The organism is Halomonas garicola (assembly GCF_055382465.1).
In genome coordinates, this window is sequence record NZ_AP043931.1 from 1,725,518 (window position 1) to 1,751,960 (window position 26,443).

The window sequence follows — 26,443 nt, forward strand, 5'->3', positions numbered from 1 at the left end:
GGTATTAGCCTTTTCGTTGTTCAAAATCGGCCATGAACGCGGTGAGCGCATCCACGGCGGTTTCGGGCACCGCGTTGTAGAGGCTGGCGCGCATGCCGCCCACGCTGCGGTGGCCCTTGAGGTTCAAAAGCCCGGCGGCGTCGGCTTCCTTGAGAAATTCGCCGTCCAGCCGGGCGTCCGCCAGGGTAAAGGGCACGTTCATCCGCGAACGGTTGAGCGGCGCGATGGGGTTGGCGTAAAACTCGCTTTGGTCGATGGCGGCGTAGAGCTTGTTGGCCTTGCGCTGGTTGATCGCGCTCATCGCCTCGAGGCCGCCGACGTCGTCTTTGAGCCACTCGAACACCAGTCCGGCCAGGTACCAGGCGTAGGTGGGCGGCGTGTTGATCATCGAGCCGGCCTTGGCCATGGCGCTGTAGCTAAAGAGCCCCGGCATCGCCGCCTGGGCCTGGTCGAGCAGGTCGTCGCGCACGATCACCAGCGTCAGCCCCGCCGGGCCGATGTTTTTCTGCGCGCCGGCGTAGACGATGCCGAACTGGGAGACGTCAAGGGGCCCTGAAAGGATGCTCGACGACATGTCGCAGACCACCGGCACCTCGGCGCCGTCGGGCCGGCGCCCCCGGGGCACGTAGTCGAACGCCAGCCCGCCGATGGTTTCGTTGGCGGCGTAGTGCAGGTAGGCGGCGTCGTCGCTGAGATCCAGCGACTCCGGGCGCGGCACGGCGACGTTGCCCTCGACCTCGGTGTTGGCCGCCACGTGCCAGGCCACGCCCAGATTCTGCGCTTCCGCCAGCGCCTTGGTGCTCCAGATACCGGTCTGGATGAAGTTGGCGCGCCTGCCGTTGCCCAGCAGGTTCATGGGCAGCATGGAAGCCTGCAGCGTCGCCCCGCCCTGGAAGAACAGCACCCGGTAGTTATCCGGCACCTTCAATAGCTCGCGCAGATCGGCCTCGGCGCGCTCGGCGATGGCAACGAAGTCAGCGCTTCTGTGGCTCATCTCCATGACGGAAAGGCCAAGCCCGCGGTAGTCAAGCATTTCGTCCCGGGCGCGCTCTAGCACCGGCGTGGGCAGCGCCGCTGGCCCCGCACAAAAGTTATACTGACGGGTCATCGCTACCTTCCTCCTCTGATCCCTGTTGCGTCGTGCTGTCTGTCACCTCATCTGTCGCCTGATCCGCGTCGCTCTCCGCGGTTTCTGCGCTATCGGCTTCCTCGTTTTCTTCATCCTCGTCGGGCTCGTCCACGCGCACGGTCTTCACCAGGTGCTCTTGCTTGCCCAGGCGGATGAGCATCACGCCCTGGGTGTTGCGCGAGGTGGTGGAGACCTCGTCGACGTGGGTGCGCACCAGGGTGCCGCGGTCGGTGATCAGCATCATTTCGTCGCTGTCGTAGACCTGCATGCCGGCCACCAGCGCGCCGTTGCGCTCGCTGGTCTGCATGGCGATCACGCCCTGGCCGCCGCGCCCGCGCAGGGGGAACTCGCCCAGCAGGGTGCGCTTGCCGTAGCCGTTTTCGCTGGCGGTGAGGATGTAGATCGGCGACGGCGCCTCTTCGCCTGCGGCGGCGGCGCCCTCGTCTTCGGCGTCGATCTGCTGGTGCTGGGGAATAATCAGGCTAATGACCTCGGCGCCGCCCTGCAGGCGCATGCCGCGCACGCCCCGGGCGGTGCGGCCCATGGCGCGGACGTCGCTTTCTTCAAAGCGGATGGCTTTGCCGTTGGACGACAGCAGCATGGCGTGATCGGAGCCCGAGGTAATCTTGGCGCCCACCAGGCGGTCGTCTTCCTCAAGCTCGATGGCGATCAGGCCGACGCTTCTCGGCCGGGAGAACTGCTCGAGACTGGTGCGCTTGACCGTACCCCTGGCGGTGGCGAAGAAGATGTAGTGGTCGGGGTCGTAGTCGCGCACCGGCATGATGGCGTTGATCGACTCGCCCTCGTCCAGCGGCAGCATGTTGACCAGCGGCTTGCCCCGGGAGCCGCGGCTGGCGTTGGGCATTTCGTAGACCTTGAGCCAGTAGACCTTGCCGCGGTTGGAGAACAGCAGCACGGTGTCGTGGGTCGAGGCCACCAGCAGATGCTCGATGACGTCTTCGTCCTTCATCGCCGTGGCGGACTTGCCCCGGCCGCCGCGGCGCTGGGCATGGTAGTCGGAAAGCGGCTGGGTCTTGGCGTAACCCGAGCGCGACACCGTGACCACCATGTCTTCCTCGGCGATCAGATCCTCGATGGACAGGTCCAGGTGGCTTGCCTGGATATCGGTGCGGCGGGGGTTGCCGTACTGGTCGCGCACGGCGACGAGCTCTTCGCGGATGACTTCCATGAGCCGGTCCGGCGAGGCGAGAATTTCGGAAAGCTCGGCGATGCGCTCAAGAATCGTCAGGTATTCGTTGAGCAGCTTTTCGGTCTCAAGGCCGGTCAGGCGGTGCAGGCGCAGCTCGAGAATCGCCTGGGCCTGGGCCGGCGCGAGCCGGTAGGCCGTGGCCGAGGGGTTTAAGCCGTAGCCCTCGTCGAAGTCCTCGGGCTTGCACGAGGTGGCCCCGGCGCGCTCCAGCATGTCGGTGACCTGCCCCGGCTGCCAGGTAGCGTCGAGCAGCTTTTCCCGGGCGGTGGCGGCGTTGGGCGAGGCCTTGATCAGCTCGATGACGTCGTCGATGTTGGAAATGGCGACGGTCAGGCCTTCGAGAATGTGGCCACGCTCCCGGGCCTTTTTCAGCTCGAACAGCGTGCGCCGGGTGACCACTTCCCGACGGTGGCGGACGAAGGCTTCCAGCAGCTCTTTCAGGTTGAGCGTGTAGGGCTGGCCGTTTTCCAGCGCCACCATGTTGATGCCGAAGACGTTTTGCAGCTGGGTCTGGGCGAAGAGGTTGTTGACCAGCACCTCGCCGGACTCGCCGCGCTTGACCTCGATCACCACCCGCAGGCCGTCCTTGTCGGACTCGTCGCGAAGCTCGGCAATGCCCTCGATGCGCTTGTCCTTGACCAGCTCGGCGATTTTCTCGATCAGCCGGGCCTTGTTCACCTGGTAAGGGAGCTCGGTAACGATGATGTGGTCGCGGCCGGTCTTGTCGTCGTGCTCGATAGTGTGGCGCGCGCGCACGTAAACCCGCCCGCGGCCGGTGCGGTAGGCGTCGAGAATGCCCGCGCGGCCGTTGATGATGCCGCCGGTGGGGAAGTCCGGCCCCGGCACGTAGTCCATCAGCTCGTCGATGGACAGGGTGTAGTCGTCGATCAGCGCCAGGCAGGCGTCGATGACTTCGTTCATGTTGTGCGGCGGGATGTTGGTCGCCATGCCCACGGCGATGCCCGAGGAGCCGTTGATCAGCAGGTTGGGCACTCGGGTCGGCAGCACGTCGGGGATGCGTTCGGTGCCGTCGTAGTTGTCGACCCAGTCGACGGTGTCCTTTTCCAGATCGGCCAGAAGCTCGTGGGAGAGTCTCGCCATGCGTACCTCGGTGTAGCGCATGGCGGCGGCGTTGTCGCCGTCGATGGAGCCGAAGTTGCCCTGGCCGTCCACCAGCACGTGGCGCATGGAGAAATCCTGGGCCATGCGCACGATGGTGTCGTACACCGCGCTGTCGCCGTGGGGATGGTACTTACCGATAACGTCGCCGACCACGCGCGCCGATTTCTTGTACGCTTTATTCCAGTCGTTACCCAGCTCGTGCATGGCGAACAGCACGCGGCGATGCACGGGCTTGAGTCCGTCGCGCACGTCGGGCAACGCGCGGCCGATAATGACGCTCATGGCATAGTCGAGGTACGACTGCTTGAGCTCGTCTTCAATGTTAACGGGCAGAATATCTCTGGCGGTGTCACCCATGAAAGTCAGATCCTTTGCACTGCATTGGCACTGCGTAGAGTGGTAAGCGCGAACACCGGACAACGGCGCGCAAATATCGCGCTATCATACCATTGCCGGCGCCTCATGGGCAGCCGCTTGCGCCCTCCTGCCGCAGCGGCGGCTACTGCATATCGACGACAAACGCCTCCGGCGGTACGACCAGGACATTGAGCGTGTCGCGCACTGCGCCGTCGATGGCGGCGGCCTGGCCGGCGGCCAGATCCAGCAGCACAAAGGTCAGGTCCGCCCGGGCCACCAGGGCGCCGTCGCCCCGGCGCACAATGCGGTGATGGCACTTGGCGCTGCGCTCGCCCACGCTGACGATGCCGGTGAGCACGTCGAGATCGTCACCCAGCACCGCCGCGGCGCGGTAGTCGATATTGAGGTTGACCACGGCAAAGCCCAGGCCGTTTTCGTGCAGCCCGGCAATCAGCTCGGGGTGGAGATCAAAGAACGCCCAGCGGCCCTCTTCCATGAACTCCAGATAACGGGCGTTGTTGACGTGGCCGTAGCCGTCCAGATGATACCCGCGTACCCGCAGGCAGGTACGCGATAATAAATCGCTCATGAGGGAGCCTCCTTGTTGAATTAAGGCATGCCGGCGTAGCGCCGGCGGCGGTCCAGTGCCCCAGGGCTATGGCTGACAGGCTTACTGTCATCGCGAGGAGCGTAGCGACGTGGCGATCTCCTGCTGTGCCAGCAGCGAGAAAATCCGAGATAGCTTCGCTTCGCTCGCTATGACACAGGGGAACATTCGCTATGACACAGGGGAAAAGGCGCGCCTCCCGCTACCGTCATCGCGAGGAGCGTAGCGACGTGGCAATCTCCTGCTGTGCCAGCAGCGAGAAAACCCGAGATAGCTTCGCTTCGCTCGCTATGACACAGGGGAATATTCGCCATGACACAGGGGTAGGTGCACATCCCTCTACTGTATCCTCGCGAGTCGCGCATGTCCGGACATGCTGGCAGGAAGCAGACGCTTTCGCCATAATGTGCGCCTTTTCTCTTCCGCAGTTCTCACAAGGACGGGCGACATGTGGTTTAAAAACCTGCTGCTCTACCGCCTGCACGGCGCCCCCGAGATTGATCACGCCACTTTTGACAACGTCCTGGCCGACCACGCCGCCGTGGCGCTTGGCAGCGCCGACGCCCGGCGGCTAGGCTGGACACCGCCGGCCGGCCGCGCCGGTGGCGGCCAGTACGTTCACGAAACCCAGGGCCACCGGCTGCTCTCGGCGCTGCGCCAGGAGCGCCTGCTGCCGGCGGCGGTGGTTCGCGAGGACGTCGACGAGCGCGTGGCCGACATCGAACAGGCCGAAGGCCGCAAGGTTACGCGCAAGGAAAAGACCGCGCTCAAGGAAGAGGTCACCGAGGCGCTGCTGCCCCAGGCCTTTATCCGCCGGCAGAAGATCGACCTCTGGTGGGACACCCGCCGGGGGCTTTTAGGCATCAACGCCGCTTCCCGGGCCCGGGCCGACGAGATTCTCGACCTGCTGCGCGAAACGCTGGGCAGCCTGAAAGTCACCCCGCTCACCGCGCAGACGCTGCCCATCCGCGCCATGACCGAGTGGCTTGGCGACCCGGGCAGCCGCCCGGCGGACATGGTGCTGGGCGACCAGGTGGAGCTCAAGGCCAAGGGCGACGACGGCGTGCTGCGCGCCCGCCAGGTCGATCTTGACGGCGACGACATCCAGCAGCTGCTGGAAAGCGGCCGCCAGGCCAGCAAGCTGGCGCTGGGCATCGACGGCCGGCTGCAGTTCGTGCTCACCGACGAGCTGGCGCTGAAGTCGCTGCGCTTTGGCGACGCCCTGATCGAGGAGGCCGACCACGCCGACGACGGCGACGACGCCCTGGCCCGGCTGGAAACCGATTTCATCCTCATGGCTCAGGCGCTTGCCGAGGACGCGGAACGCCTGCTGGAATGGCTGGGCGGCGAAGCTCGGACCGGCGACGCTGTCTGACACGCCAATCCATGGCTGCCCCATTTGCACTGCCGACGGAACGGACCCCATGACACACGACAACGCAAGCCCCCCCGCCGCTTCCGACCCCTGGGCGGGCATTCGCCCCTATACCGACGCCGAGGTAGAAGCCGTGCTCAGGCGCCTGGCGCACGACAACGAGCTGCTCAACGCGCTGACGCAGTTTCGCCTGCCGCGCCTGGCCCGGCTTGCCCCGCCGCTGGCGCGGCTGCTGGCACGCCGGGCGATCAAGCGCGAGGTACGGGGAGTGCGGGGAGTGCGCGCCTTTCAGCAGCGCATCGCCGGCTACATGGATCGCATGATCCGCCAGAGCACCGACGCCTTCGAGGTCTCGGGGCTTGACCGACTCGACCCGGAGACGGCCTACCTGTTCATTGGCAACCACCGGGATATTTCGCTGGACCCGGCGTTCGTCAACTACGCGCTCTATCAGGCCGGGCGCGATACGGTGCGCATCGCCATCGGCGATAACCTGCTGAAAAAGCCCTACGTCACCGACCTGATGCGGCTTAACAAGAGCTTCATCGTGCCGCGCAGCGCCCGGGGCAAGCGCGCCATGCTCGCCGGCTACCAGAACCTTTCGGCATACATCCGCCACTCCATCACCGAGGACAATCATTCGATCTGGATGGCCCAGCGCGAAGGCCGGGCGAAAAACGGCATCGACCTTACCGGCCCGGCGATCATCAAGATGCTGACCATGGCCAGGCGCGGCGCCGACAAGCAGGCCGGCACCGGCGAGGCGATCCGCGAGCTGCGCATTGTGCCGGTGTCGATCAGCTACGAGCTCGACCCCTGCGACGTACAGAAAGCCCAGGAGCTTTTTGATCTGGACACTCGGGGCGGCTACGACAAGACCGAGTTTGAGGATATCCAGTCCATCGTCGCCGGCATTACCGGCAACAAGGGCCGGGTACAGCTGCACTTCGGCACGCCACTGGGCGCCGACGCCGGCAGCGCCGAGGAGGTCGCCGCCGAGATCGACCGCCAGGTGATCGGCGGCTATCGGCTGTTCCCCACCCACTACCTGGCCCTCGAGGCGCTGGGTGACGCGCCTGAGCTGGTGCCGCGCAGGGCGATCACCGCCAGGGACCGCGAGCGCTTTGACAAGCGCCTGGCCGCGGTACCCGAGGCCCTGCGCCCCTACTGGCTTGCCCAGTACGCCAATCCGGTCAAGCACAAGGCCGGCCGGCTGGCGACGTAGGCCCTGACCTCAATCACCCGGGTGGAGCCGGCAACAGGTCGGCGAGGGCGCGATGAATCCCTCCCAGGACGCTACCTACGCCATCCCTGGCGTAGAACCCCCTCGCGACCTGTTCCCGGCTCCTCTGGACATAGCCACCGGGGATAGTTCTATCCTGCCGCTGCGCACTGCGTAGCGGGGGAAAAAATGCTATCGTCATCGCGTTACCGGGCGGGCGCCCGGGCGTTTCCCGGCAAGGCGTATCGAGGAGAGTTCTCATGTCTGCTTCAGAAATTCAGAAAACGCGCATTATCAACGAGCTGCAGGGGTTTATCCGCAAGCTGCTGCAGGATCCCAAGATTCTCGAGCAGTCGCTGACCGTGGCGCGCCAGGAACTCGATAACGGCGGCAACGCCGACAGCATGGTGCGTATCGCCAACGAGATCACCGACACCACGAGCATCCATATTCCGGAAGATCCCGACGAGCACTCCGAGGCCGACAAGCTGTTTCTCGCGCTGCTGCGCGAAGTGATCCTCGAGGAACAGGCGCTCTACTGAGCCGGCCTCGGCACGCGCCCCTTATTTTCCCCCAAGCCCGCTTACCCCAAGCCCGACGTTAACGGAAGTCTCATCCACCATGCCTAACACCGCCACGCGCAAGATCCTGGTCACCAGCGCGCTCCCCTATGCCAACGGCGCCATTCATCTGGGCCATCTGCTCGAGTACATCCAGACCGACATCTGGGTGCGCTTCCAGAAAAGCCGCGGCCAGCAGTGCCACTACGTCTGCGCCGACGACGCCCACGGCACCGCCATCATGCTGCGCGCCGAGCAGGAAGGCATTACCCCGGAGGCGCTTATCGAGCGCGTCTCCCGGGAGCACCAGGAAGACTTTGCCCGGTTCGGCGTGGCGTTCGACAACTACTACACCACCCACTCGGCAGAAAACCGCCACTTCAGCGAGCTGATCTATACCCGCCTGCGCGACGCCGGCCACATCGCCACCCGGGACATCGAGCAGATGTATGACCCCGAGCGCGGGCTGTTTCTCGCCGACCGCTTCATCAAGGGCACCTGCCCCAAGTGCAGGACCGATGGCCAGTACGGCGACAACTGCGAGGCCTGCGGCGCGACCTATACCCCGGCGGAGCTGATCGATCCGGTATCGGCGGTCTCCGGCGCCACGCCGGAGGTCAGAACCTCCACCCACTACTTCTTCAAACTGCCGGACTTTGCCGATTTCATGCAGCGCTGGATCAACGACGACCGCGTCCAGCCGCAGATCCGCAACAAGCTGATGGAGTGGTTCGAGGACGGCTTCAACGAGTGGGACATCTCCCGGGACGCGCCCTACTTCGGCTTCGAGATTCCCGACGCCCCGGGCAAGTATTTCTACGTCTGGCTGGACGCGCCCATCGGCTACCTGGCGAGCTTCAAGAACCTCTGCGACCGCAAGGGGCTGGACTTCGACGCCTACTGGCAGCCGGATTCCGACGCCGAGGTCTACCACTTCATCGGCAAGGATATCGTCTACTTCCACGCGCTGTTCTGGCCGGCGATGCTCCACGGCGCGGGCTTGCGCACGCCCACGGCGGTGAACTGCCACGGCTTTGTCACCGTGGACGGCGCCAAGATGTCCAAGTCCCGGGGCACCTTCGTCAAGGCGGCGACCTATGCCGACCATCTCAACCCGGAATACCTGCGCTACTACTTCGCCGCCAAGCTGACCTCGGGCATCGACGATCTCGACTTGAACCTGGACGACTTCGCCGCCCGGGTGAATTCCGACCTCGTCGGCAAGGTAGTCAACATTGCCAGCCGCTGCGCGGGCTTCGTCAAGAAGATCGGCGGCGCCACGCTGTCGTCGCACTGCGCCGAGCCTGCCATGGTGTCGCGCTTTATCGCCGCCGGCGACGACATCGCCGAGCACTATGAAAACCGCGAGTTCGGCCGCGCCATGCGCCGGATCATGGAGCTTGCTGATGAAGCCAACACCTACATCGCCGAGGCCGAGCCCTGGGTGCTGGCCAAGCAGCACGGCCGCGACCAGGAAGTACTCGACATCTGCTCGGTGGGTATCAACCTCTTCCGCCAGCTAATGGTCTATCTCGCCCCGGTGGTGCCGGCCATGGCCGGCGAGGCGCGCGTCTTCCTCAACCTCGACACCCTGGACTGGGCGAGCCGCCACGAGGTGCTGGCCAACCACGATATCAACAAATTCAAGCCGCTGATGACGCGCATCGAGCGCTCAAGCATCGATGCCATGCTCGAAGCGTCAAAGGAAGACCTCGCCGCGGAGCAAAAGCTCAAGGACGCCCCCAAAGGCCCGCTGGTGGACGACCCCATCGCCGAGGAAATCAGCTTTGACGACTTCAGCAAAGTCGATTTACGCATTGCCCGGATTGCCAGCGCCAACTACGTCAAGGGCGCCGATAAGCTCCTGCAGCTGACCCTGGATCTCGGCGGCGAGACCCGCAACGTCTTCTCCGGCATCCGCTCGTCCTACGCCCCGGAGGCGCTGGAGGGCCGGCTGACGATCATGGTCGCCAACCTCGCGCCGCGCAAGATGCGCTTCGGGGTGTCCGAAGGCATGGTGCTGGCGTCGGCCAACGACGCGGGCATCTATCTGCTCTCGCCGGACGACGGCGCCGAGCCCGGCCAGCGCGTTACCTGAGCGGCCGCTCCATGAGTCGCAACGCCTCGCTGATCAAAGCCGTCGATGCGCTGCTGCCGCAGACCCAGTGCGGCAAGTGCGGCTTTGACGGCTGCTTGCCCTACGCCGAAGCCATCGCCGAGGGCGAGCCGGTCAACCGCTGCCCGCCGGGCGGCGAGGCGACCCTTGAGCAGCTGGTCGAGCTTACCGGCCAGCCGCCGCAAACGCTTGCCGAACCGGCCCAGCCGCCGCTTGCCGCGGTGATCCGCGAAGACGAGTGCATTGGCTGCACCAAATGCATCGACGCCTGCCCGGTGGACGCCATTCTCGGCGCGGCCAAGCGCATGCACACGGTGATTACCGACGAATGCACCGGCTGCGAGCTGTGCGTCGCCCCCTGCCCGGTGGACTGCATCGACATGATCGCCCACCCGGCCTGGCAGGCCGCGGAGAGCGAAGCGGAGCAAAACGCCTACCTCGAGCGCCGCGCCGCCCTTGGCCGCGACCGCCACCGGGCGCGCCAGGCGCGTCTTGAGCGCGACGCCCGGCAAAAACGTCAGGAGCGGCGCCGGCGGCGGCTGCAAAAGCGTCAGGCCCCGGCTGCCGATGGCCAAGCGTCTCAAGCTGCGGCGCTGCGCCAGAAAAAGCTCGCCGCCCGGGCCGCCGAACAGGCGCTCAGGCGCGTGGAGCAGCAGCTGGAAAGCGCGCTGCGCCGCCGGGACTTAGAGGCCGAAGCCACCGCCCGGGAACAGCTGCCCGAGGCCCAGCGCCTGCTTGCCGAGGCGCAGGCAGCGCTGGAAAACGCCGCCGGCGAAGAAGGGATTAAGCCAAAAGAAAGGACAGTGCCAAAAGAAAGGACGGTGCCAGAAGAAGGGAACAAGCCATGAACGCGCAGAAGCGCTACGAGATCTTTGCCCGGCTGCGGGCGGAAAACCCGCATCCGCAAACCGAGCTCAACTGGGCCACGCCGTTCGAGCTTTTAACCGCGGTGCTGCTGTCCGCCCAAGCCACCGACGTGGGCGTCAACAAGGCCACCGCGCGGCTGTTTCCGGCGGCCAATACGCCGGAAGCGATCATCGCGCTGGGCATCGACGGCCTGAAGGCGCACATCAGGACCATCGGTCTTTACAACACCAAGGCCGAGAACCTGATGAAAACCTGCCGTCTGCTGGTGGACAAGCACGCAGGCGAGGTACCCCGCACCCGCCAGGCGCTGGAAGCGCTGCCCGGCGTCGGGCGCAAGACCGCCAACGTCATCCTCAACACGGCGTTCGGCATGCCTACCATCGCTGTGGACACGCACATCTTCCGCGTCTCCAACCGCACCGGGATTGCCCCGGGCAAGAACGTGGTGGAGGTCGAGCAGAAGCTTTTGCGCCACGTGCCGCGCGAGTTCAAGCGCGACGCCCACCACTGGCTGATTTTGCACGGCCGCTATACCTGCATCGCGCGCAAGCCCCGCTGCGGCAGCTGTCTCATCGAAGACCTCTGCGACTTCCCCGATAAAACCGAGCCGTAACGCGCCGACCTTCGGGAAGAGGACATCAACCGTCTTCGTCGCTCCGCGCGGCGCGACCTACCGGCTTTTCAAGCACCTCGTCCATGGCTGCCTGACATTCTTCCGCCCTTTCCCCCGGCGCTTTCGTCATCAGGCTAATGCCCACAAACAGCACGCTTGCCACGATAATTCCCCAGATGCCGGCGGGCAGCCCCAGCAGGGCGTTGCCGGTGGCATAGAGCGCCAGCACGAACAGCGTCGTACCGATCACGCTGGCCAGGGCGCCGGCGCCGGTGCCGCCTTTCCAGTAAAAAGCGCCGATCATCGCCGGAACCACGGCAACCAGGCCGGAGGAGGCGGCCACGGAGAGCACCGCGATGAGATCCAGCTGCAGCTGCGCAAAGCCCAGCGCCAGCAGGGCAATCAGCGGAACCACGATCTTGCCCACCCGCAGCTGCCGGCGTTCGCTGACGCCCGGCTTGAGATTGGCATACAGATCCCGGGAAAGCATGGAAGACAGGGTCAGCATGATCGAATCGATGGTTGAGACAGCGGCGGCCATAATGGCGATCAGCACGATCACGCCAAGCCAGTGCGGCACGTAGTCGGAGCCAAGCAGCCTCGGCGCGGCCAGGTCCGCATTCTCGAGCCCGGGAAAGGCGACCAGTGCCGAGAAGCCCCAGAGCACCGAGACAAGCGTATAGATAAAGCCGAAAATCAGAAATCCCAGCAGCATGCGCCGCATCGCCCCGAGAGAGGCGGGCATGAACAGCCGCTGGCTGACCTGGGGGTTGGAGAGGCTGAAGAAGAACCAGGGAAGGGTCAGCCCCAGAAAGGTGGTCAGGCTGAACAGGCCGCTCCCGGGCACCGTCAGGGCTTGCGGCTGTTCCGCGGCCAGCCTGTCGAACAGCGCCGGGAAGCCGCCAAGCCCCTGAACCACCAGGAAGACCACCAGGGTTGAGGCCAGCATCATCATGATGGCCTGCAGGGAATCGGTCCACATCACCGAGCGAATTCCCGCGATATAGGAAAACAGGATGGCGATGGCCGTGGCCAGGAGTATGCCGACGTTATAGGAAATGGCGCCATCCGTGGTGCCCTGCAGCAGATAGCCGACGCCGGTGAGCTGTACCGCGGCGTAGGGGATCAGGAAGATACAGTTCGAGACGGCGATGACCATGGCGACGCGCCTGTTGGCATAGCGGTAACCGAGCATTTCGCCGGGGGTGACGAAGCCGAAGCGTTTGCCCAGGGCCCAGAATCGGGGCCCGAAAACCGCCACCAGCGACACCCCGGCGAAATAGATGATCTCGAAGCCCAGGGCGCCGACACCGCCGGCGTAGGTAAGCCCCGCCAGACCGACCATCATGAAGGCGCTGTAGGTGGTGGCGCTGTAGCTGAGCGCGGACACCAGGCCGCTCATCTGACGATTGCCCAGAAAATACCCCGACATCCGCGCCGCAGGCTTCTTCTGCCGAGACAGCCAGGCGATCAGGGTGGCGATAATCAGATAGATCGCCACCGACCACCAGATAAGGGATGCGGTCATCCATTACCTCTTGTTATTTTCCTTTGAAGTCTTTGGTGATAACGACGTTGAGGGCGATCACCGCCAGGCCGACGAGGGTCCAGAAGAGAAAGCTTCCGTACCAGGCCTGGACCCGGGTCAGCAGAGTATAGGGAATCAGGTAGCTTAAAAGCACCAGGCTCCACACTCCCCATATCCATTTGCTTCTCGGCATTCGCGCTCTCCTGTCGTCCCTTTTACTCTGCTGCGAGAGTATCATGACGAGAGGCCATCCATGACGAGGTTGCCATCGCGCTGCAGCGCCGGGCGGAAATCAAGCCCCTCGACCCCCGGCCCGAGCGCCACCTACACTCAGTGCAGATTGCCCTACGTCTTGTCAAGGGAGAAAGGCCATGAATCAAGTCTGCGCCATTATCGGTATCGGTCCGGGCAACGGCCTGGCACTGACACGCCGTTTCGCCCGGGAAGGTTACCAGGTCGCCATGCTGTCCCGGGATATCGACAGGCTCAAGGAGTGGGAGAAGGACATCGCCGGTACCCATGCCTACCAATACGACGCCACCGATGGCGTTCGAGCAAGTGAGGTCTTCGCCCGCATTCGCGAGGAGCTCGGCCCTGTCTCGGTACTGCTCTACAACGCTGGCGCCGGCGTATTCAAGCGCGCCGACGAAACGACGCTGGATGAGTTCGAGACGACCTGGCGGGTCAACTGCTATGGGCTGCTGGCGGCCACCCAGGCGGTACTGGATCAGCTGCGCGAGCACGATCAGGCGAGTCTGGTCGTCACCGGCGCCTCGGCTGCGCTGCGCGGGCGCGCCGGCACCGCGCCCTTCGCCTCGGCCAAGGCGGCCCAGCGCAGCCTGACGCAGTCTCTGGCGCGCCAGCTCGGCCCCGAGAATATCCACGTCGCCTATGTGGTGATCGACGGGGTGATCGATCTGCCGCGCACCCGGGAAGCGATGCCGGACAAGCCCGACACCTTCTTTCTCAATGCGGATGCCATCGCCGATAGTGTCTGGTTCCTTACCCGGCAGCAGCGCTCCGCCTGGACCTTCGAGCTCGATCTGCGGCCCTTTGGCGAGGCCTGGTAAGCCTGATATTGGTAAACACCCTCTTCATTTTTTCCTCCCCGGTATTCGGCCAAGGTCGCCTTGGCCGCTAGCGCCCCGGGTGCCTAGACTGCGGTAAGCACGGGAACTTAAGCCACACTGGCCTTACAGCCACGCTGGCCTTACAACAACACAAGAACGCCGCAGGAGAACGCCATGTCTCGGGTACTGGTGGTGGACGACGAACCCAACATCGTGCTTTCGCTCGAGTTTTTAATGCAGCAGGCGGGCTTTGAGGTACTCACCGCCGAGGACGGCGAAGGCGCGCTTGCCCACATCGACGCTGGCCCGCCGGACCTTTTGCTGCTCGATATCAGCCTGCCCGGCATCAGCGGGTTTGACGTGCTCGAAAGGCTGCGCGCCGACGACGCCACCCGCAAGCTTCCGATCATCATGCTCACCGCCCACGGCCGCGAGGTCGAGCGCGAAAAGGGCATGGCGCTGGGCGCCGACGACTACGTTACCAAGCCGTTTTCCACCCGGGCGCTGGTCGATAAGGTCACCGCGCTGCTGGCCGAGGCCAACCATGACGCGCCGTAAGCGCCGCGGGCTGCCCAAGCGCCAGCGGCTGGTGGGCCTGTGGCTTCTGCTCAGCGGCGTCAGCCTCGCCGGCGGCACGCTGTTCGCCGCCTGGCTGGACAGCCGGCTGGGCGTGGGCGGCTGGGAGCGCGCCGCGCTGTGGCTGGGGTGTTTCTCCGGCGGGGCGACCATCCTGCTGCTGGGGCTCGCGCTCGAGCGCATGCTGTTCACCCCGCTGCGCCACCTCCAGGCCCAGCTGGCGCGGCTGGTGGCAAGCCCCGACGCCCACGACGAGCGCCCGCCCGAAGGCTGGCTGACCGGGCTGGGGCCGGACCTTGCCCGGGTGCGGGAAGGCTGGCGCGCCGATCGCGCGCGCCTGGCCGGCGCCCGGGACGAAGGCGCTCGGGAGGCCGCGGGCACCCGCCAGCGGCTGGAAGCGCTGCTGCAAACCCTGCACACGCCGCTGCTGCTGTGCGACCGCCACCGTCGTATTCTGCTGTTCAACGCCGCCGCCGAGCGCTTTTTCGACGGCGACCCGGCGCCGGGGCTTGGCAAGCGGCTGGACGCGCTGCTGCCGGCGGCGAGCCTGCAAAGCACCCTCGACCGGCTGCCCGACGACGGCACGCCAAGGGAGCTGCTGATCCCCTGCGGCGAGCGCTGGCTCAAGGCCGCCCTGCGCCGGGTGGTGCAAAGCGACGGCGAAAGTCTGGTCACCCTGCAGGACGCCACCCACGCCTGGCGCACCGAAATGGGCGTGCGCGCCGAGCTTGCCGCCGGGCTTGGCGACCTGCGCCGCCGGGCGGCAAGCCTTACCGGCGCCGCCGACGCGCTCAAGGCCCTGGGCACCGCCGAAAGCCCCCTGCGCCAGCGGCTGGCCGGGGCCATCGACGAAGACGGCCCGGCGCTGGGCGAAAGCATCGCCCGGCTGGGCCATCTCGTCGATGACATGCAACGCGAAGGGGAGCAGCTCTCGCCCATCTGGTCCAACGACTTCTGGCAGGCGCTGGACGAGCGCCTCGACCCTGAGCGCCGGCTGATCACGCCGCTGGGCATGCCATCCTGGTTCAAGGGCGACGCCCCGGCGCTGATCGCGCTGATCGACTCGCTGCTGCACTATCTTGAAACCCACCGGCATCTTGCATCTCGCCAACCTGCCGGCGGCCCGGAAACCGGCGGCCTTGACGGCGAGCGCTTCGAAGGCGAAATCACCCTGGGCAACAAGCAGGTGTATCTCGACCTGACCTGGTACGGCCGGGCCATCCCCGACGGTGAACTTGCCCGCTGGCAGCGCCTGCCGCTGGACTCCCTGCCGCTGGCGCCCACCGCCGCCGAAGTGCTGCGCCAGCACGCCAGCGAGGTCTGGAGCCTGGCCGACGACGACGGCAAGCGCGCCCGCCTGCGCCTGCCGCTGCCCGCCGTCGCCCGAGTCGGCCCGCCGCCCCGAGCGGTGCCGCCGCGCCCGGAGTTTCACGACTTCGGCATTGCCGGGCTGCCCTCGCCGGACGAGCCTCGGGCCGGCCTTGCCCTGCGCAGCCTGGAAATCGTCGCCTTCGATACCGAAACCACCGGCCTGGCCCTGCGCCAGGGCGATACCGTGGTCAGCCTGGGGGCGTGCCGCATCGTCAACGCCCGGGTGCTGGCCGACGAAACCTTCGCCCAGCGGGTCAACCCCGGCCGGCCGATTTCTCCGGAAAGCACCGCCATCCACGGCATCACCGACGCCGACGTCAGCGACGCCCCACCCCTGGATGAAGTGCTCACCGGCTTTCGCGACTACCTCGGCGACGCCGTGCTGCTGGCGCACAACGCCTCTTTCGACATGCTCGCCATCAGCCACCGGGGCGTCGAGTTCACCATGCCGGTGCTGGATACCCTGCTGATCTCAAGGGCGCTGGACGAGGCCCTGGACGGCCACGACCTGGACAGCCTGGCCGCGCGCTACGCCATCGCCTTTCCCCCCGGCACTCGCCACACCGCGCTGGGCGATGCCCGGGTCACCGCGGCGCTGTGGCTTTCTCTGCTGCCGCGCCTGGAAGCCCGCGGCATCGACACCCTGGAAGCGCTTCTGGTCCTGCAGGCCAACGCCATCGACACGGAGGATGCCACCGCGCCATGACCACCCCGCTACGCCATCGTTCGCGCCGCAGCGAGCGCCTGACTGCGCTGATCGTGACCGCCGCGGTGCTGTTCTGCCCGCCGCTGCTGCTGGTCATCGACCGACTGCCCTCGGCCACCGGCATCTGGCTGCTCCTCTACCTGTTTGTCGCCTGGGCGTTTGTGATCGGCCTCGCCGCCTGGCTGCAGGAAAGCCGCAGGGCGCCCGCCAAAGGCCGGCGCTAGGCCGTGCGCAACGACATTCTCATCCTCGCCGTGGCCTTCGGCTACCTGGCGGTGCTGTTTGTGGTGGCCGCCTGGGGCGACCGGCGCGCCGAGACCGGCCGCTCGGCCATCGGCTCGCCCACGGTGTATGCGCTATCCATCGCGGTGTACTGCACCGCCTGGACGTTTTACGGCAGCGTCGGCCGCGCTTCGGCCCAGGGGCCGCACTTTTTGCTGATTTACCTGGGGCCGACGCTTGCCATGCTCGCCGCGCCCTTTGTCATCCGCAAGATGGTGCGCATCGCCGCCCGCCAGCGGATCACCTCGATTGCCGACTTCATCAGCGCCCGCTACGGCAAGAGCGCCAGGCTCGGGGCCGTGGTCGCGCTGATGGCGCTGATCAGCAGCACCCCCTACATCGCTCTGCAGCTCAAGGCCATTACCGTCAGCCACGCGGTGCTGATCAACTACCCCGGGTCTGCGGACCTGGCCGTGGAGGAGGCGCACTTCTGGGCCGACAAGTCCTTCTGGGTGGCGCTGGTGCTGGCGGTATTCATCATCCTTTTCGGCACCCGCCACCTGGACGCCAGCGAGCGCCACGAAGGCATGGTCGCGGCCATCGCGCTGGAGTCGCTGGTCAAACTGGTGGCGTTTCTCGCCGTGGGCATCTTCGTGGTGTTTGTGATGTTCAACGGCCCGATGGACCTGCTCGGCCAGGTGGCCGATACGCCGGATCTCTCCCGAGTGCTGGGGCTTGAGCAGGTGCCCGGGGGCGCCACCGGCTGGGTGGGCGTGCTGATCCTTGCGGTGCTGGCGTTTCTCACCCTGCCGCGGCAGTTTCAGGTGCTGGTGGTGGAAAACGTCGACGAAACCCACATCGACCGCGCCAGCTGGGTGTTTCCGCTGTACCTTTTGCTGATCAACCTGTTCGTGGTGCCCATCGCCCTCGCGGGGCTGCTGCTGGGCGGCGACGGCGCCGACCCGGACAGCTTCGTGCTCACTCTGCCGCTGTCGACGGGCGCCGAGGCGCTGCCGCTGCTGGTGTTCATCGGCGGGCTTTCCGCGGCCACGGGGATGATGATCGTCGAGACCATTGCGCTGTCGACCATGGTCAGCAACCAGCTGATCATGCCTTTGCTGCTGCGCTTTGGCCGGCTGCACCTGAGCGGCACGGGCCGGCTTGCCGCCTGGCTGCTGGGCATTCGCCGGGTGGCGATCGTGCTGATTTTGCTGCTGGGCTACGTCTATCACGCGCTGATCGGCGACGCCTACACCCTGGTGACCATTGGGCTCGTCTCCTTTGTGGGGGCGGCGCAGTTCGCCCCCGCGCTGCTGATCGGCCTTTATTGGCGCGGCGCCACCCGGGCGGGGGCGCTTTGGGGGCTGGTGGCCGGCTTTTTTCTCTGGGGCTATACCCTGCTGCTGCCGGGCTTTGCCCAGTCCGGCTGGATCGACATCGCGCTGATCGAACAGGGTCCCTGGGGCCTTGGCTGGCTCAACCCCTACGCGCTCTTTGGCCTGGACGGCTGGGACATTTACAGCCACGGGCTACTCTGGAGCCTGCTGGCCAACGTCGGGCTCTACGTCGGCGTATCGCTCTTTACCCGGCCCACGGCGCTTGAGCAGACCCAGGCGGCGCTGTTTACCGAGGCGCTGCACCCCAACCTGCCGAGCGCCTCGCTGTGGCAGGGGCAAACCACCCAGGGCGAGCTTGGCGGGCTGCTGCGTCGCTACCTGGGCGAAGCCGCCATCCGCCGGGTGTTTGCCGACGAAAGCGACGGCCACGCCGGCGACGACCGGGAAGCCTCGCACCGGCTGATCACCCGCGCCGAGCAGGCGCTGGCCGGCTCGCTTGGCAACGCCTCGGCCCGGGTGCTGATCAACTCCGTGGTGCGCGGCGAAGCGCTGGATATGGCGTCCATTCTCAGCATTCTCGACACCACCTCCCAGGCGCTGGAGTACAACCGCCGGCTGGAGCAGAAGTCCGCCGAGCTCGAACGCGCCAGCGCCGCTCTGCGCCGGGCCAACGCCCGCCTGCGCGAGCTCGACCGACTGAAGGACGAGTTCATCGCCATGGTCAGCCACGAGCTGCGCACCCCGCTGACCTCGATCCGCGCCTTCGCCGAAATCCTCAACGACGGGGACGCCATGGACGCCGACAAGCGCCGCCACTTTCTCGGCGTTATCGTCCACGAAAGCCAGCGGCTGTCGCGCCTGATAGAAGAAATCCTCGATCTTGCCCGGCTGGAAAGCGGGCGGCTGACGCTGAACCCCGAACGGCTCGACCTCGCCCTGCTCGCCCGGCGCAGCGTGGACGCCGTCGCCCATCTGCACCGCGAACAGGGCATCGCGCTGACGGTGGAGCTGGACGGCGGCCCGGCCATGGTTACCGGGGATGCCGACCGGCTGGAGCAGGTGATCATCAACCTGTTGGATAACGCCGGCAAGTTTGCCGACGGCAGCGCTCCTCGGGTGCTGATCCGCCTGGCGCCGCACAAGGACCGCTTCCGCCTGAGCGTGGAAGACAACGGCCCGGGCATCAGCCTCGGGGAGCGCGAGCGGGTGTTCGACAAGTTCCACCAGCTTGAGCGCGACGGCGGCGAGCTTGGCCGGCCCCGGGGCAGCGGGCTGGGGCTCGCCATCAGTCGGGGGATCATTGCCCATCTGGGCGGCCGGCTGTGGGCCAACGAAAGCCGGCAGCTGGGCGGCGCCTGCCTGACCCTGGAGCTGCCCGGCGCCGCCGACGAGGCGCTACCCGAGGCGCCCGACGCTCACTGATCGTCGGCGTCGTCGCCGGCGTCGTGGCGAGGGTCACGGCGAGGGTCGGTGCCGAACATGGCCTCGCCGGTTTCGTCGATAAAGCGCTGCGCCTTGCTCACCATCATGGCATCGCAGGCCTCGCGGTCGGGCAGCACGTCGGAGCGCTCGAAGCGGTGCTCGAGCACCTCGCCCTCCTCCCGGGGCAGCTGGATCACGCCGCTGACGCGAAAGCGGCCGTCCTCGACCCCGGGCCGGGAAATAATGCGGTAGCCCCGGTACTCCACCGGCGCGGCGGGCGCCGGGCCGCGATCCTGCTCGGCGTGCCCGGCGCTTCCGAACAGGCCGGAAAACAGTTTTTTCAGCATGGTTTTCTCCCGCCTGCTCAGCTTCAGGCAGCGCTCGTCATGGCATCGCCGGGTTCCGGCGGGCGCGGCTTAGTCCTGCTTGCGGCCCTTGCCGGCGGCGATGCGCAGGCGCAGGGCGTTGAGCTTGATAAAGCCTTCGGCGTCTTTCTGGTCGTAGGCGCCAGCGTCGTCTTCAAAGGTAGCAATGGACTCGTCGAACAGCGAGTCGTCGGACTTGCGGCCCACCACGGTGGCGCTGCCCTTGTAGAGCTTCATGCGCACCACGCCGGAGACGTTGCCCTGGGTTTCGTCGATGGCCGCCTGAAGCATGCGGCGCTCCGGGCTCCACCAGTAGCCGTTGTAGACCACTTCGGCGTACTTGGGCATCAGCTGGTCTTTCATGTGCGCCTCTTCGCGGTCCAGGGTCAGCGACTCCATGGCGCGGTGGGCGCTTAGCATGATGGTGCCGCCGGGAGTTTCGTAGCAGCCCCGGGACTTCATGCCCACGTAGCGGTTCTCGACGATATCGAGCCGGCCGATGCCGTTGTCGCCGCCGAGCTTGTTGAGCCTGGACAGCACTTCGTGGGGACGCAGCGACTCGCCGTCGATAGCGACGATGTCACCCTGATCATAGGTCAGCTCGATGTAGGTCGGGGTGTCCGGCGCCGCCTCGGGGGACACGCTCCAGCGCCACATGTCTTCCTCGGCCTCGGCCCAGGGGTCTTCAAGAATGCCGCCCTCGTAGGAGATGTGCAAAAGGTTGGCGTCCATGGAGTACGGCGACTTTTTCTTCTGGCCGGAGAAATCCACCGGAATTTGATGCTCTTCGCAGTAGGCCATGAGCTTCTCGCGAGAGTTCAGATCCCACTCGCGCCAGGGGGCGATGACCTGAACGCCGGGCTTCAGGGCGTAGGCGCCAAGCTCAAAGCGCACCTGATCGTTGCCCTTGCCCGTGGCGCCGTGGGAAATGGCGTCGGCGCCGGTCTCGTTGGCGATCTCGACCAGCCGCTTGGCGATCAGCGGGCGGGCGATGGAGGTGCCGAGCAGATACTCGCCTTCGTAGACGGTGTTGGCGCGAAACATGGGGTAGACGTAGTCGCGAACGAACTCTTCGCGCAGGTCTTCGATGTAGATTTCCTTGATCCCAAGCGCTTTGGCCTTTTCCCGGGCCGGCTCAACTTCTTCGCCCTGGCCGATATCAGCGGTAAAGGTGACCACCTCGCAGCCGTAGGTTTCCTGCAGCCATTTGACGATAACGGACGTGTCCAGGCCGCCGGAATAGGCCAGCACTACCTTGTTGACATCGGACATACTCTGCTCCTCGTTGAAAGGTCCCGCCGACGCCCGGGGGCACCGGCGGCGGATGAAAACAAACGCCAAGTATAGCGCCCCGGGCCGCCAACGAATACCGCATAAGGCGCTGCGTATAAAGCGCCGGGTAAAAGCTGCTAGAATCGGCCTGTTTCGATCCGCCACCGCCACCGGTTTGCGGCCCGTGTCATTTGCTACTCACCCCTTCTATTCAACCGCTACCCATCTGCCAATCAGGAGTGCTGCATGAGCGAGGCCATTGCTCGCGATTTGATGTCCCGGCGTTTTCGCAGTTATTTGCCGGTCGTGGTCGACCTGGAAACCGGCGGCTTTGACGCCGCTGGCGATGCGCTGCTGGAAATCGCGGCGGTAACGCTCACCATGGATGCGGACGGCAACCTTTTGCCCGATGCCACCTACGCCCATCACATTCGCCCCTTTACCGGGGCCAACGTGGAGCAGGCGGCGCTGGACTTTACCGGCATCCGGCTCGACGACCCGCTGCGCCAGCAGGTGGCCATGGAAGAGAGCGAGGCGCTGGGCGAGATTTTTCGCCCGATCCGCAAGTCGATCAAGTCGCACGGCTGCACTCGGGCGATTCTGGTGGGCCACAACGCTGCCTTCGACCACGGCTTTTTGAACGCCGCGGTCAACCGCTGCGGCATCAAGCGCAACCCCTTCCACCCCTTTTCGAGCTTTGATACCGCCTCGCTTGCCGGGCTGGTCTACGGCCAGACGGTGCTCGCCCGGGCCTGCCGCGCGGCGGGCATCGAATTTGACAGCAAGGCCGCGCACTCGGCGCGCTACGACACCGAGCGCACCGCTGAGCTATTCTGCGCCATGGTCAACCGCTACAAGGACCTGGGCGGCTGGCGGCTGGCCCAGCAGGAACAGGCGATGGACAAAGACAGCGCCGACTGAGCCCGCCGGGCGGATGCAGCCACCGGCGCTTTGCGCTAAAATCCGCCCCCGTTAATGTCGCTATCCCCGGGGCGCCTTGCCGCCCCCGGCGTTTTTTCGTCCCGCTTCAGGAGTCACATCGTTTCCATGGCCCAGCACAACGCTTTTTATGCCCAGTCCGGAGGCGTCACCGCCGTCATCAACGCCAGCGCCTGCGGCGTGATCGAAGCCTGCCGCGAAGCGCCGGAGCACATCGGCAAGGTCTACGCCGGACGTAACGGCATCATCGGCGCGCTGACCGAAGACCTGATCGACGTCAGCCAGGAAAGCGACGCGACCATTGCCGCGCTGCGCCACACCCCGGGCGGCGCGTTTGGCTCCTGCCGCTACAAGCTCAAGGACATCGACACCCACCGCGCCCAGTACGAGCGGCTGATCGAGGTGTTCAAGGCCCACGACATCCGCTACTTCTTCTATAACGGCGGCGGCGACAGCGCCGATACCTGCCTCAAGATGTCCCAGCTCTCCGAGAAGATGGGCTACCCGCTCACCGCCATCCACGTGCCCAAGACCGTGGACAACGACCTGCCGATCACCGACTGCTCGCCGGGCTTTGGCAGCGTGGCCAAGTACATCGCCACCTCGACCCTTGAAGCGTCGCTGGATATTGCCTCAATGTGCGCCACCTCGACCAAGGTGTTCGTGCTCGAGGTCATGGGCCGCCACGCCGGCTGGATCGCCGCCGCCGGCGGGCTTGCCGGCCAGGGCGAAGGCGAGCCGCCCCACGTGATCATCTTCCCCGAGATCGCCTTTGACCGCGAAGCGGTGATGGCCAGGATCGACGACTGCGTCAAGGAATACGGCTACTGCGTGATGGTGGTTTCCGAAGGCGCACGCTACGCAGACGGCACCTTCCTTGCCGATGCCGGCAACACCGACGCCTTCGGCCATCGCCAGCTCGGCGGCGTGGCGCCGACGGTAGCGGGCATGGTCAAGCAGGACCTGGGCTACAAGTACCACTGGGCCGTGGCCGACTACCTCCAGCGCGCCGCCCGCCACCTGGCGTCCAAAACCGACGTCGAGCAGGCCTACGCCGTGGGCCGCGAGGCGGTCACGCTGGCGCTGGCGGGCAAGAACGCGATGATGCCGGCGATCCGCCGCACCGCCCAGGCGCCCTACCAGTGGGACGTGATTTTCGCACCGCTCTCCGAGGTGGCCAACCGGGAAACCTTCATGCCCCGGGACTTCATCAGCGAGAACGGCTTTGGCATCACCCAGGCCTGCCGGGAGTATCTCTCGCCGCTGATCCAGGGCGAGGACTTCCCCCCGTTTGACAACGGCCTGCCCGTGGTCGCCAAGCCCAAGCTTGCGAAAGTGGAAAAGCGTTTGCCGGAGTTTACGCTGTAAGAACGCTTCACTTCTTACGTCGTTGCGAGCACCCAAAGGGCGAGTGTAAACGCAGCGAAGCAATCTCGGGTTTACTTGCTAACGGCGCAGTAAGGAGACCGCCACGCTTCGCTCGCGGTGACGAGTAGCGAGAGTCAGTGCCACGCTTCCCGCACATTCCCTCTATGTCGTTGCGAGTGCAGCGAAGCAATCTCGGGGTTTGTTGCTACCGGCACGGCAGGAGATCGCCACGTCGCTGCGCTCCTCGCGATGACAGGAGAGGGAAAAAGCGCCACCGCACATACGAGATCGCCACGTCGCTGCGCTCCTCGCGATGACAGGAGAGGGGAAAAGCGCCACCGCACATACGAGATCGCCACGTCGCTGCGCTCCTCGCGATGACAGGAGAGGGGAAAAGCGCCACCGCACATACGAGATCGCCACGTCGCTGCGCTCCTCGCGATGACGGTAGAGGAATAGAAGTCTTCCCCCATCATCGCGGCAGCCCCTACCGCAGTATCCAGGACAGCACCAGCAGCAACAGCAGAATACCCGCTACGCCCTGCCAGAAGCGCCGGGCGTCGGCGCGCTGGGCGGCGTCCGGGGGGGACAGGTGGCGGCGTATTTGTAGCGCGTGCACCAGCTCCGAGAGGCGGCGAAAACGCAGCGCGCGCTGGGGATCCAGAGCCCGGCGCAGGGTATCGTCCAGCGCCGGGGTGATCTCGGGATTGGCGCTGCGCGCGCTGCGGTAGCTGAGCGCTTCCAGATCAGTATGGTTACACAGCCGGTCCGGCGTCAGCCGATACGGCAGCTGGCCGCACAGCAGCCAGTAGACCGTAGAGGCGTAGCCGTACTGGTCGCTGCGCTGACCGACGGTATCGCCCAGGGCATATTCCGGCGCGGTGTGCGGGGTAAAGCCGATGGGCCGGAGGATTTCGCCGGACTGGCGGTGGCCATCGGTATCGCGCAAGTGGCAGGCGCTGAAGTCGGTGAGCACCACCTTGCCGTGCTCGTCGACCAGCACGTTGTCCGGGTTGATCTGCTGGTGCAGCACTCCGCGGTGGTGGAGCGCCTGTATCGCATGGCCCAGCTGGCCGGCCATTTCCAGCCGCTGGGCAAGCGTTGCCTGGGGGTGGCACTCGGCCCACTCGCGCAGGGTCTCGCCGCGTATGCTCGACAGCAGATAGTACAGATAGTGGCGCGGCCGCGAGGGCTCAACCACCCGCACCACAAACGGCGACGACACCCGCTCTACCACCCACTGCTGCAGCAGAAAGTGCTCCAGGTAGGCGTTGCGCAGGGAAAGCTCGGGGCTTGGCGCCTTCATCACGATCTCGGCCCCGGTGTGCACGTCCTGCACGCGATACACCCGGGACTGGGCGGTGCGCGCCAGTACCTCGGTGACTTCCAGCCCGTCCAGCCGATCCCCCGGCGAAAGCTCCGGCGGGATCGGCAGGTCGCCGTACAGCTGGCCGGGGTCGTCGCTTTGCCCTTCGGGCAGCTCGTCGATGCGCGCCAGCTGAAAGCAGAACGGGGCCACGGCGTAGCCGCGCTCCCGGGCCCGGGCAGTGGCCTCGGCCACCAGACGGTCGCAGGCGGCGTTAAGGTCGCTTGCATCCTTGCGTATCAGCCGCACGTAGTCAGAGGGCAGCAGCGTCCCCACCGCCGCCCGGGTGGTGAAGAGGAAAATATCGCCCTGCTTGAGCGGAAACCGGGCGTAGTCGATGTCTACGCTGTTATCCATGCCCAGCGCCCGGGACGGATAGCGATAGCCGCCCAGGGCGGTCACATGCTCGGCGCTGAGCTGCTCGAACTCCGCGCCGCGCAGGCGAAACACCAGGGTATCGCCAATGTGAAACAGGTGGGCACTTTGCCGTCGGAACACCAGCGCCGACAGGGAGGCGACGAAGCTTTCGGCCTCCGACTGGCGGCTCTGGCCGTGGCACCAGCCGTTCAGCGCGTGGAGCACCCGAGTGGCCGAGGTTTTGACGGTCCAGTGGTCGGGCGTGGAAAAGTAATCCGCGACGAAGGCCCGCACGCCAAGGTCTGCCGCCTGGCTTGCATGAGCGCCGGACGATACCGAGTCGCCGATCACCGCACAGCCGCCCTTGGCGTGCATCAGCGGCCTTTCCGGCAGATATACCGCCATCGAGCTGCGCGGGTGACGCGGGGCGGGCGCCACCAGCGCCTGGCCGTAACTGATAAGCAACTGTGCGTGTGCCACGTTTCCTCCCGGCTTTGTCTTCCCGACTCCGCTGTGGCCGGCAAAGCCCTGTGCGGTAAGCGTAAACAGGCGGAAATCATACACGCCGCACGCCGCGCCCCACCATGCGACTTATTGCATACGGCGGGCGCTTGCCAAGTCGGCCCAGGGCGTTTTTTATCGCATTGGTAATCCTTTCGCCTTGTTCGTATAATCCGGCTCCAGCATGTCCGGCATCAGCTGTGCTGTCCTGCCCTACCCTGCCCTGACGATTTGCAACACGTACATGCCCCAAGGAGCCCACGATGAACTTTGACAACATTCCCGCCGGCAAGGCGCTGCCCAACGACATCTACGTGGCCATTGAGGTCCCGGCCAATCACACGCCGGTCAAATACGAGATCGACGAAGACATGGGCGCGCTGATGGTTGACCGCTTCCTGGCCACGCCGATGTTCTACCCGGCCAACTACGGTTACGTCCCGCGTACCCTGGCCGACGACGGCGACGCCCTCGATGCCCTGGTGGTCACGCCGCACCCGGTGGCTCCCGGCAGCATCATCCGCGCCCGGCCGGTGGGCGTGCTCAACATGACCGACGAAGCCGGTGAGGACGCCAAGCTCGTGTGCGTGCCCCACGCCAAACTGTGCGTGCTTTACAACGATGTCAACGAAGTTACCGATCTACCCGAGCTTCTGCGCCAGCAAATCGCCCATTTCTTTGAAAACTACAAGGACCTGGAAAAGGGCAAGTGGGTCAAGGTCGAGTCCTGGGACAACGCCGACGCCGCACGCAAGGCCATCGAAAAAGCCGCCGATGCGTATCAGACAGCCTGACGGTCGCTTGTGCCTCATCAGCAAACGGGTCGCCTTCGGGCGGCCCGTTTGCGTTTACGGCGAAGGTTAAC

General features: G+C 65.8%; 22 protein-coding genes. 14 read left to right on the forward strand and 8 right to left on the reverse strand.

The genetic code is table 11. From position 1 onward, the window contains the following. Positions 1–4: 4 nt before the first annotated feature. From serC to ACZ46Y_RS08425, 3 genes are all read right to left on the reverse strand, one after another. Positions 5–1,108, reverse strand: a complete 1,104-nt coding sequence (gene serC / locus ACZ46Y_RS08415) for a 3-phosphoserine/phosphohydroxythreonine transaminase (protein ID WP_311956371.1) — start codon at positions 1,106–1,108, stop codon at positions 5–7. Then, complete coding sequence (gene gyrA, locus ACZ46Y_RS08420; protein ID WP_311956370.1) at positions 1,092–3,818, reverse strand: DNA gyrase subunit A; 2,727 nt, start codon at positions 3,816–3,818, stop codon at positions 1,092–1,094. Before gyrA ends, serC begins: the two co-directional genes overlap by 17 nt. 142 nt (positions 3,819–3,960) lie before the next feature. Then, positions 3,961–4,407: an acyl-CoA thioesterase gene (locus ACZ46Y_RS08425; protein ID WP_311956369.1), complete on the reverse strand. Its 447-nt coding sequence runs from the start codon at positions 4,405–4,407 to the stop codon at positions 3,961–3,963. 466 nt (positions 4,408–4,873) lie between these two features. On the opposite strand from ACZ46Y_RS08425, the gene ACZ46Y_RS08430 reads away from it, so the two are divergent. From ACZ46Y_RS08430 to nth, 6 genes are all read left to right on the forward strand, one after another. Further along, positions 4,874–5,800 (forward strand): recombination-associated protein RdgC, encoded by a 927-nt coding sequence (locus ACZ46Y_RS08430; RefSeq protein ID WP_311956368.1) that lies wholly within the window; start codon positions 4,874–4,876, stop codon positions 5,798–5,800. Between the two features lie 49 nt (positions 5,801–5,849). Continuing rightward, the gene (locus ACZ46Y_RS08435; RefSeq protein WP_311956367.1) at positions 5,850–7,025 is read left to right on the forward strand and encodes a 1-acyl-sn-glycerol-3-phosphate acyltransferase; all 1,176 of its coding nucleotides are present in this window, start codon (positions 5,850–5,852) and stop codon (positions 7,023–7,025) included. Between the two features lie 257 nt (positions 7,026–7,282). Further along, on the forward strand, positions 7,283–7,564 hold the full coding sequence (locus ACZ46Y_RS08440; protein ID WP_311956366.1) for a hypothetical protein: 282 nt from the start codon (positions 7,283–7,285) through the stop codon (positions 7,562–7,564). A 79-nt stretch (positions 7,565–7,643) separates the two neighbouring features. After that, positions 7,644–9,680 carry a methionine--tRNA ligase gene (gene metG, locus ACZ46Y_RS08445; RefSeq protein WP_311956365.1) on the forward strand — a complete coding sequence of 679 codons (2,037 nt, stop codon included), beginning with the start codon at positions 7,644–7,646 and terminating at the stop codon, positions 9,678–9,680. 11 nt (positions 9,681–9,691) lie between these two features. Further along, on the forward strand, positions 9,692–10,546 hold the full coding sequence (locus ACZ46Y_RS08450; protein WP_311956364.1) for an RnfABCDGE type electron transport complex subunit B: 855 nt from the start codon (positions 9,692–9,694) through the stop codon (positions 10,544–10,546). Further along, positions 10,543–11,178 (forward strand): endonuclease III, encoded by a 636-nt coding sequence (nth, locus tag ACZ46Y_RS08455; protein ID WP_311956363.1) that lies wholly within the window; start codon positions 10,543–10,545, stop codon positions 11,176–11,178. Before ACZ46Y_RS08450 ends, nth begins: the two co-directional genes overlap by 4 nt. Before the next feature lie 25 nt (positions 11,179–11,203). On the opposite strand, the gene ACZ46Y_RS08460 is transcribed toward nth, so the two are convergent. Next, positions 11,204–12,706 carry a sodium:solute symporter family protein gene (locus ACZ46Y_RS08460; RefSeq protein ID WP_311956362.1) on the reverse strand — a complete coding sequence of 501 codons (1,503 nt, stop codon included), beginning with the start codon at positions 12,704–12,706 and terminating at the stop codon, positions 11,204–11,206. Positions 12,707–12,719: 13 nt separating this feature from the next. Further along, complete coding sequence (locus ACZ46Y_RS08465; protein ID WP_311956361.1) at positions 12,720–12,899, reverse strand: hypothetical protein; 180 nt, start codon at positions 12,897–12,899, stop codon at positions 12,720–12,722. 178 nt (positions 12,900–13,077) lie between these two features. On the opposite strand from ACZ46Y_RS08465, the gene ACZ46Y_RS08470 reads away from it, so the two are divergent. The 5 genes from ACZ46Y_RS08470 to ACZ46Y_RS08490 all read left to right on the forward strand — a co-directional run bounded on the left by ACZ46Y_RS08470 (position 13,078) and on the right by ACZ46Y_RS08490 (position 19,410). After that, entirely contained in the window at positions 13,078–13,776 is a 699-nt protein-coding gene (locus ACZ46Y_RS08470) for an SDR family NAD(P)-dependent oxidoreductase (protein WP_311956360.1), read from the forward strand. Between the two features lie 174 nt (positions 13,777–13,950). Next, positions 13,951–14,334 (forward strand): response regulator transcription factor, encoded by a 384-nt coding sequence (locus ACZ46Y_RS08475; RefSeq protein WP_311956359.1) that lies wholly within the window; start codon positions 13,951–13,953, stop codon positions 14,332–14,334. Then, positions 14,321–16,429 (forward strand): 3'-5' exonuclease, encoded by a 2,109-nt coding sequence (locus tag ACZ46Y_RS08480; RefSeq protein ID WP_311956358.1) that lies wholly within the window; start codon positions 14,321–14,323, stop codon positions 16,427–16,429. Before ACZ46Y_RS08475 ends, ACZ46Y_RS08480 begins: the two co-directional genes overlap by 14 nt. Continuing rightward, a complete protein-coding gene (locus ACZ46Y_RS08485) occupies positions 16,426–16,653 on the forward strand; it encodes a hypothetical protein (RefSeq protein WP_311956357.1) in 228 nt (75 codons plus the stop codon). Before ACZ46Y_RS08480 ends, ACZ46Y_RS08485 begins: the two co-directional genes overlap by 4 nt. Positions 16,654–16,656: 3 nt before the next feature. Further along, complete coding sequence (locus ACZ46Y_RS08490; protein ID WP_311956356.1) at positions 16,657–19,410, forward strand: sensor histidine kinase; 2,754 nt, start codon at positions 16,657–16,659, stop codon at positions 19,408–19,410. Here the strand turns inward: ACZ46Y_RS08490 and ACZ46Y_RS08495 are convergent. Both ACZ46Y_RS08495 and ACZ46Y_RS08500 read right to left on the reverse strand, forming a co-directional pair. Next, the gene (locus tag ACZ46Y_RS08495) at positions 19,404–19,757 is read right to left on the reverse strand and encodes an HlyU family transcriptional regulator (RefSeq protein ID WP_311956355.1); all 354 of its coding nucleotides are present in this window, start codon (positions 19,755–19,757) and stop codon (positions 19,404–19,406) included. The two genes, ACZ46Y_RS08490 and ACZ46Y_RS08495, sit on opposite strands and share 7 nt — an antisense overlap. Positions 19,758–19,826: 69 nt before the next feature. Next, positions 19,827–21,047, reverse strand: coding sequence for an argininosuccinate synthase (locus ACZ46Y_RS08500; protein ID WP_311956354.1), 1,221 nt, complete (start codon positions 21,045–21,047; stop codon positions 19,827–19,829). A gap of 246 nt (positions 21,048–21,293) precedes the next feature. Between ACZ46Y_RS08500 and rnt the strand changes: the two genes are divergently transcribed. Then, a complete protein-coding gene (rnt, locus tag ACZ46Y_RS08505) occupies positions 21,294–21,968 on the forward strand; it encodes a ribonuclease T (RefSeq protein ID WP_311956353.1) in 675 nt (224 codons plus the stop codon). A gap of 126 nt (positions 21,969–22,094) precedes the next feature. Continuing rightward, positions 22,095–23,354 carry a 6-phosphofructokinase gene (locus tag ACZ46Y_RS08510; protein WP_311956352.1) on the forward strand — a complete coding sequence of 420 codons (1,260 nt, stop codon included), beginning with the start codon at positions 22,095–22,097 and terminating at the stop codon, positions 23,352–23,354. 487 nt (positions 23,355–23,841) lie between these two features. Here the strand turns inward: ACZ46Y_RS08510 and ACZ46Y_RS08515 are convergent, their stop codons facing one another. Beyond that, complete coding sequence (locus ACZ46Y_RS08515) at positions 23,842–25,557, reverse strand: protein kinase domain-containing protein (protein ID WP_311956351.1); 1,716 nt, start codon at positions 25,555–25,557, stop codon at positions 23,842–23,844. A 284-nt stretch (positions 25,558–25,841) separates the two neighbouring features. Here ACZ46Y_RS08515 and ppa point away from each other — a divergent pair, with 284 nt between their 5' ends. Continuing rightward, the gene (gene ppa / locus ACZ46Y_RS08520) at positions 25,842–26,372 is read left to right on the forward strand and encodes an inorganic diphosphatase (protein WP_311956350.1); all 531 of its coding nucleotides are present in this window, start codon (positions 25,842–25,844) and stop codon (positions 26,370–26,372) included. The last annotated feature ends 71 nt before the right edge of the window (positions 26,373–26,443 follow it).

Coding starts and splice junctions, on each gene's coding strand:
- serC (WP_311956371.1), bottom strand. CDS start 1,108: ATGACCCGTCAGTATAACTTTTGTGCGGGGCCAGCGGCGCTGCCCACG.
- gyrA (WP_311956370.1), bottom strand. CDS start 3,818: ATGGGTGACACCGCCAGAGATATTCTGCCCGTTAACATTGAAGACGAG.
- ACZ46Y_RS08425 (WP_311956369.1), bottom strand. CDS start 4,407: ATGAGCGATTTATTATCGCGTACCTGCCTGCGGGTACGCGGGTATCAT.
- ACZ46Y_RS08430 (WP_311956368.1), top strand. CDS start 4,874: ATGTGGTTTAAAAACCTGCTGCTCTACCGCCTGCACGGCGCCCCCGAG.
- ACZ46Y_RS08435 (WP_311956367.1), top strand. CDS start 5,850: ATGACACACGACAACGCAAGCCCCCCCGCCGCTTCCGACCCCTGGGCG.
- ACZ46Y_RS08440 (WP_311956366.1), top strand. CDS start 7,283: ATGTCTGCTTCAGAAATTCAGAAAACGCGCATTATCAACGAGCTGCAG.
- metG (WP_311956365.1), top strand. CDS start 7,644: ATGCCTAACACCGCCACGCGCAAGATCCTGGTCACCAGCGCGCTCCCC.
- ACZ46Y_RS08450 (WP_311956364.1), top strand. CDS start 9,692: ATGAGTCGCAACGCCTCGCTGATCAAAGCCGTCGATGCGCTGCTGCCG.
- nth (WP_311956363.1), top strand. CDS start 10,543: ATGAACGCGCAGAAGCGCTACGAGATCTTTGCCCGGCTGCGGGCGGAA.
- ACZ46Y_RS08460 (WP_311956362.1), bottom strand. CDS start 12,706: ATGACCGCATCCCTTATCTGGTGGTCGGTGGCGATCTATCTGATTATC.
- ACZ46Y_RS08465 (WP_311956361.1), bottom strand. CDS start 12,899: ATGCCGAGAAGCAAATGGATATGGGGAGTGTGGAGCCTGGTGCTTTTA.
- ACZ46Y_RS08470 (WP_311956360.1), top strand. CDS start 13,078: ATGAATCAAGTCTGCGCCATTATCGGTATCGGTCCGGGCAACGGCCTG.
- ACZ46Y_RS08475 (WP_311956359.1), top strand. CDS start 13,951: ATGTCTCGGGTACTGGTGGTGGACGACGAACCCAACATCGTGCTTTCG.
- ACZ46Y_RS08480 (WP_311956358.1), top strand. CDS start 14,321: ATGACGCGCCGTAAGCGCCGCGGGCTGCCCAAGCGCCAGCGGCTGGTG.
- ACZ46Y_RS08485 (WP_311956357.1), top strand. CDS start 16,426: ATGACCACCCCGCTACGCCATCGTTCGCGCCGCAGCGAGCGCCTGACT.
- ACZ46Y_RS08495 (WP_311956355.1), bottom strand. CDS start 19,757: ATGCTGAAAAAACTGTTTTCCGGCCTGTTCGGAAGCGCCGGGCACGCC.
- ACZ46Y_RS08500 (WP_311956354.1), bottom strand. CDS start 21,047: ATGTCCGATGTCAACAAGGTAGTGCTGGCCTATTCCGGCGGCCTGGAC.
- rnt (WP_311956353.1), top strand. CDS start 21,294: ATGAGCGAGGCCATTGCTCGCGATTTGATGTCCCGGCGTTTTCGCAGT.
- ACZ46Y_RS08510 (WP_311956352.1), top strand. CDS start 22,095: ATGGCCCAGCACAACGCTTTTTATGCCCAGTCCGGAGGCGTCACCGCC.
- ppa (WP_311956350.1), top strand. CDS start 25,842: ATGAACTTTGACAACATTCCCGCCGGCAAGGCGCTGCCCAACGACATC.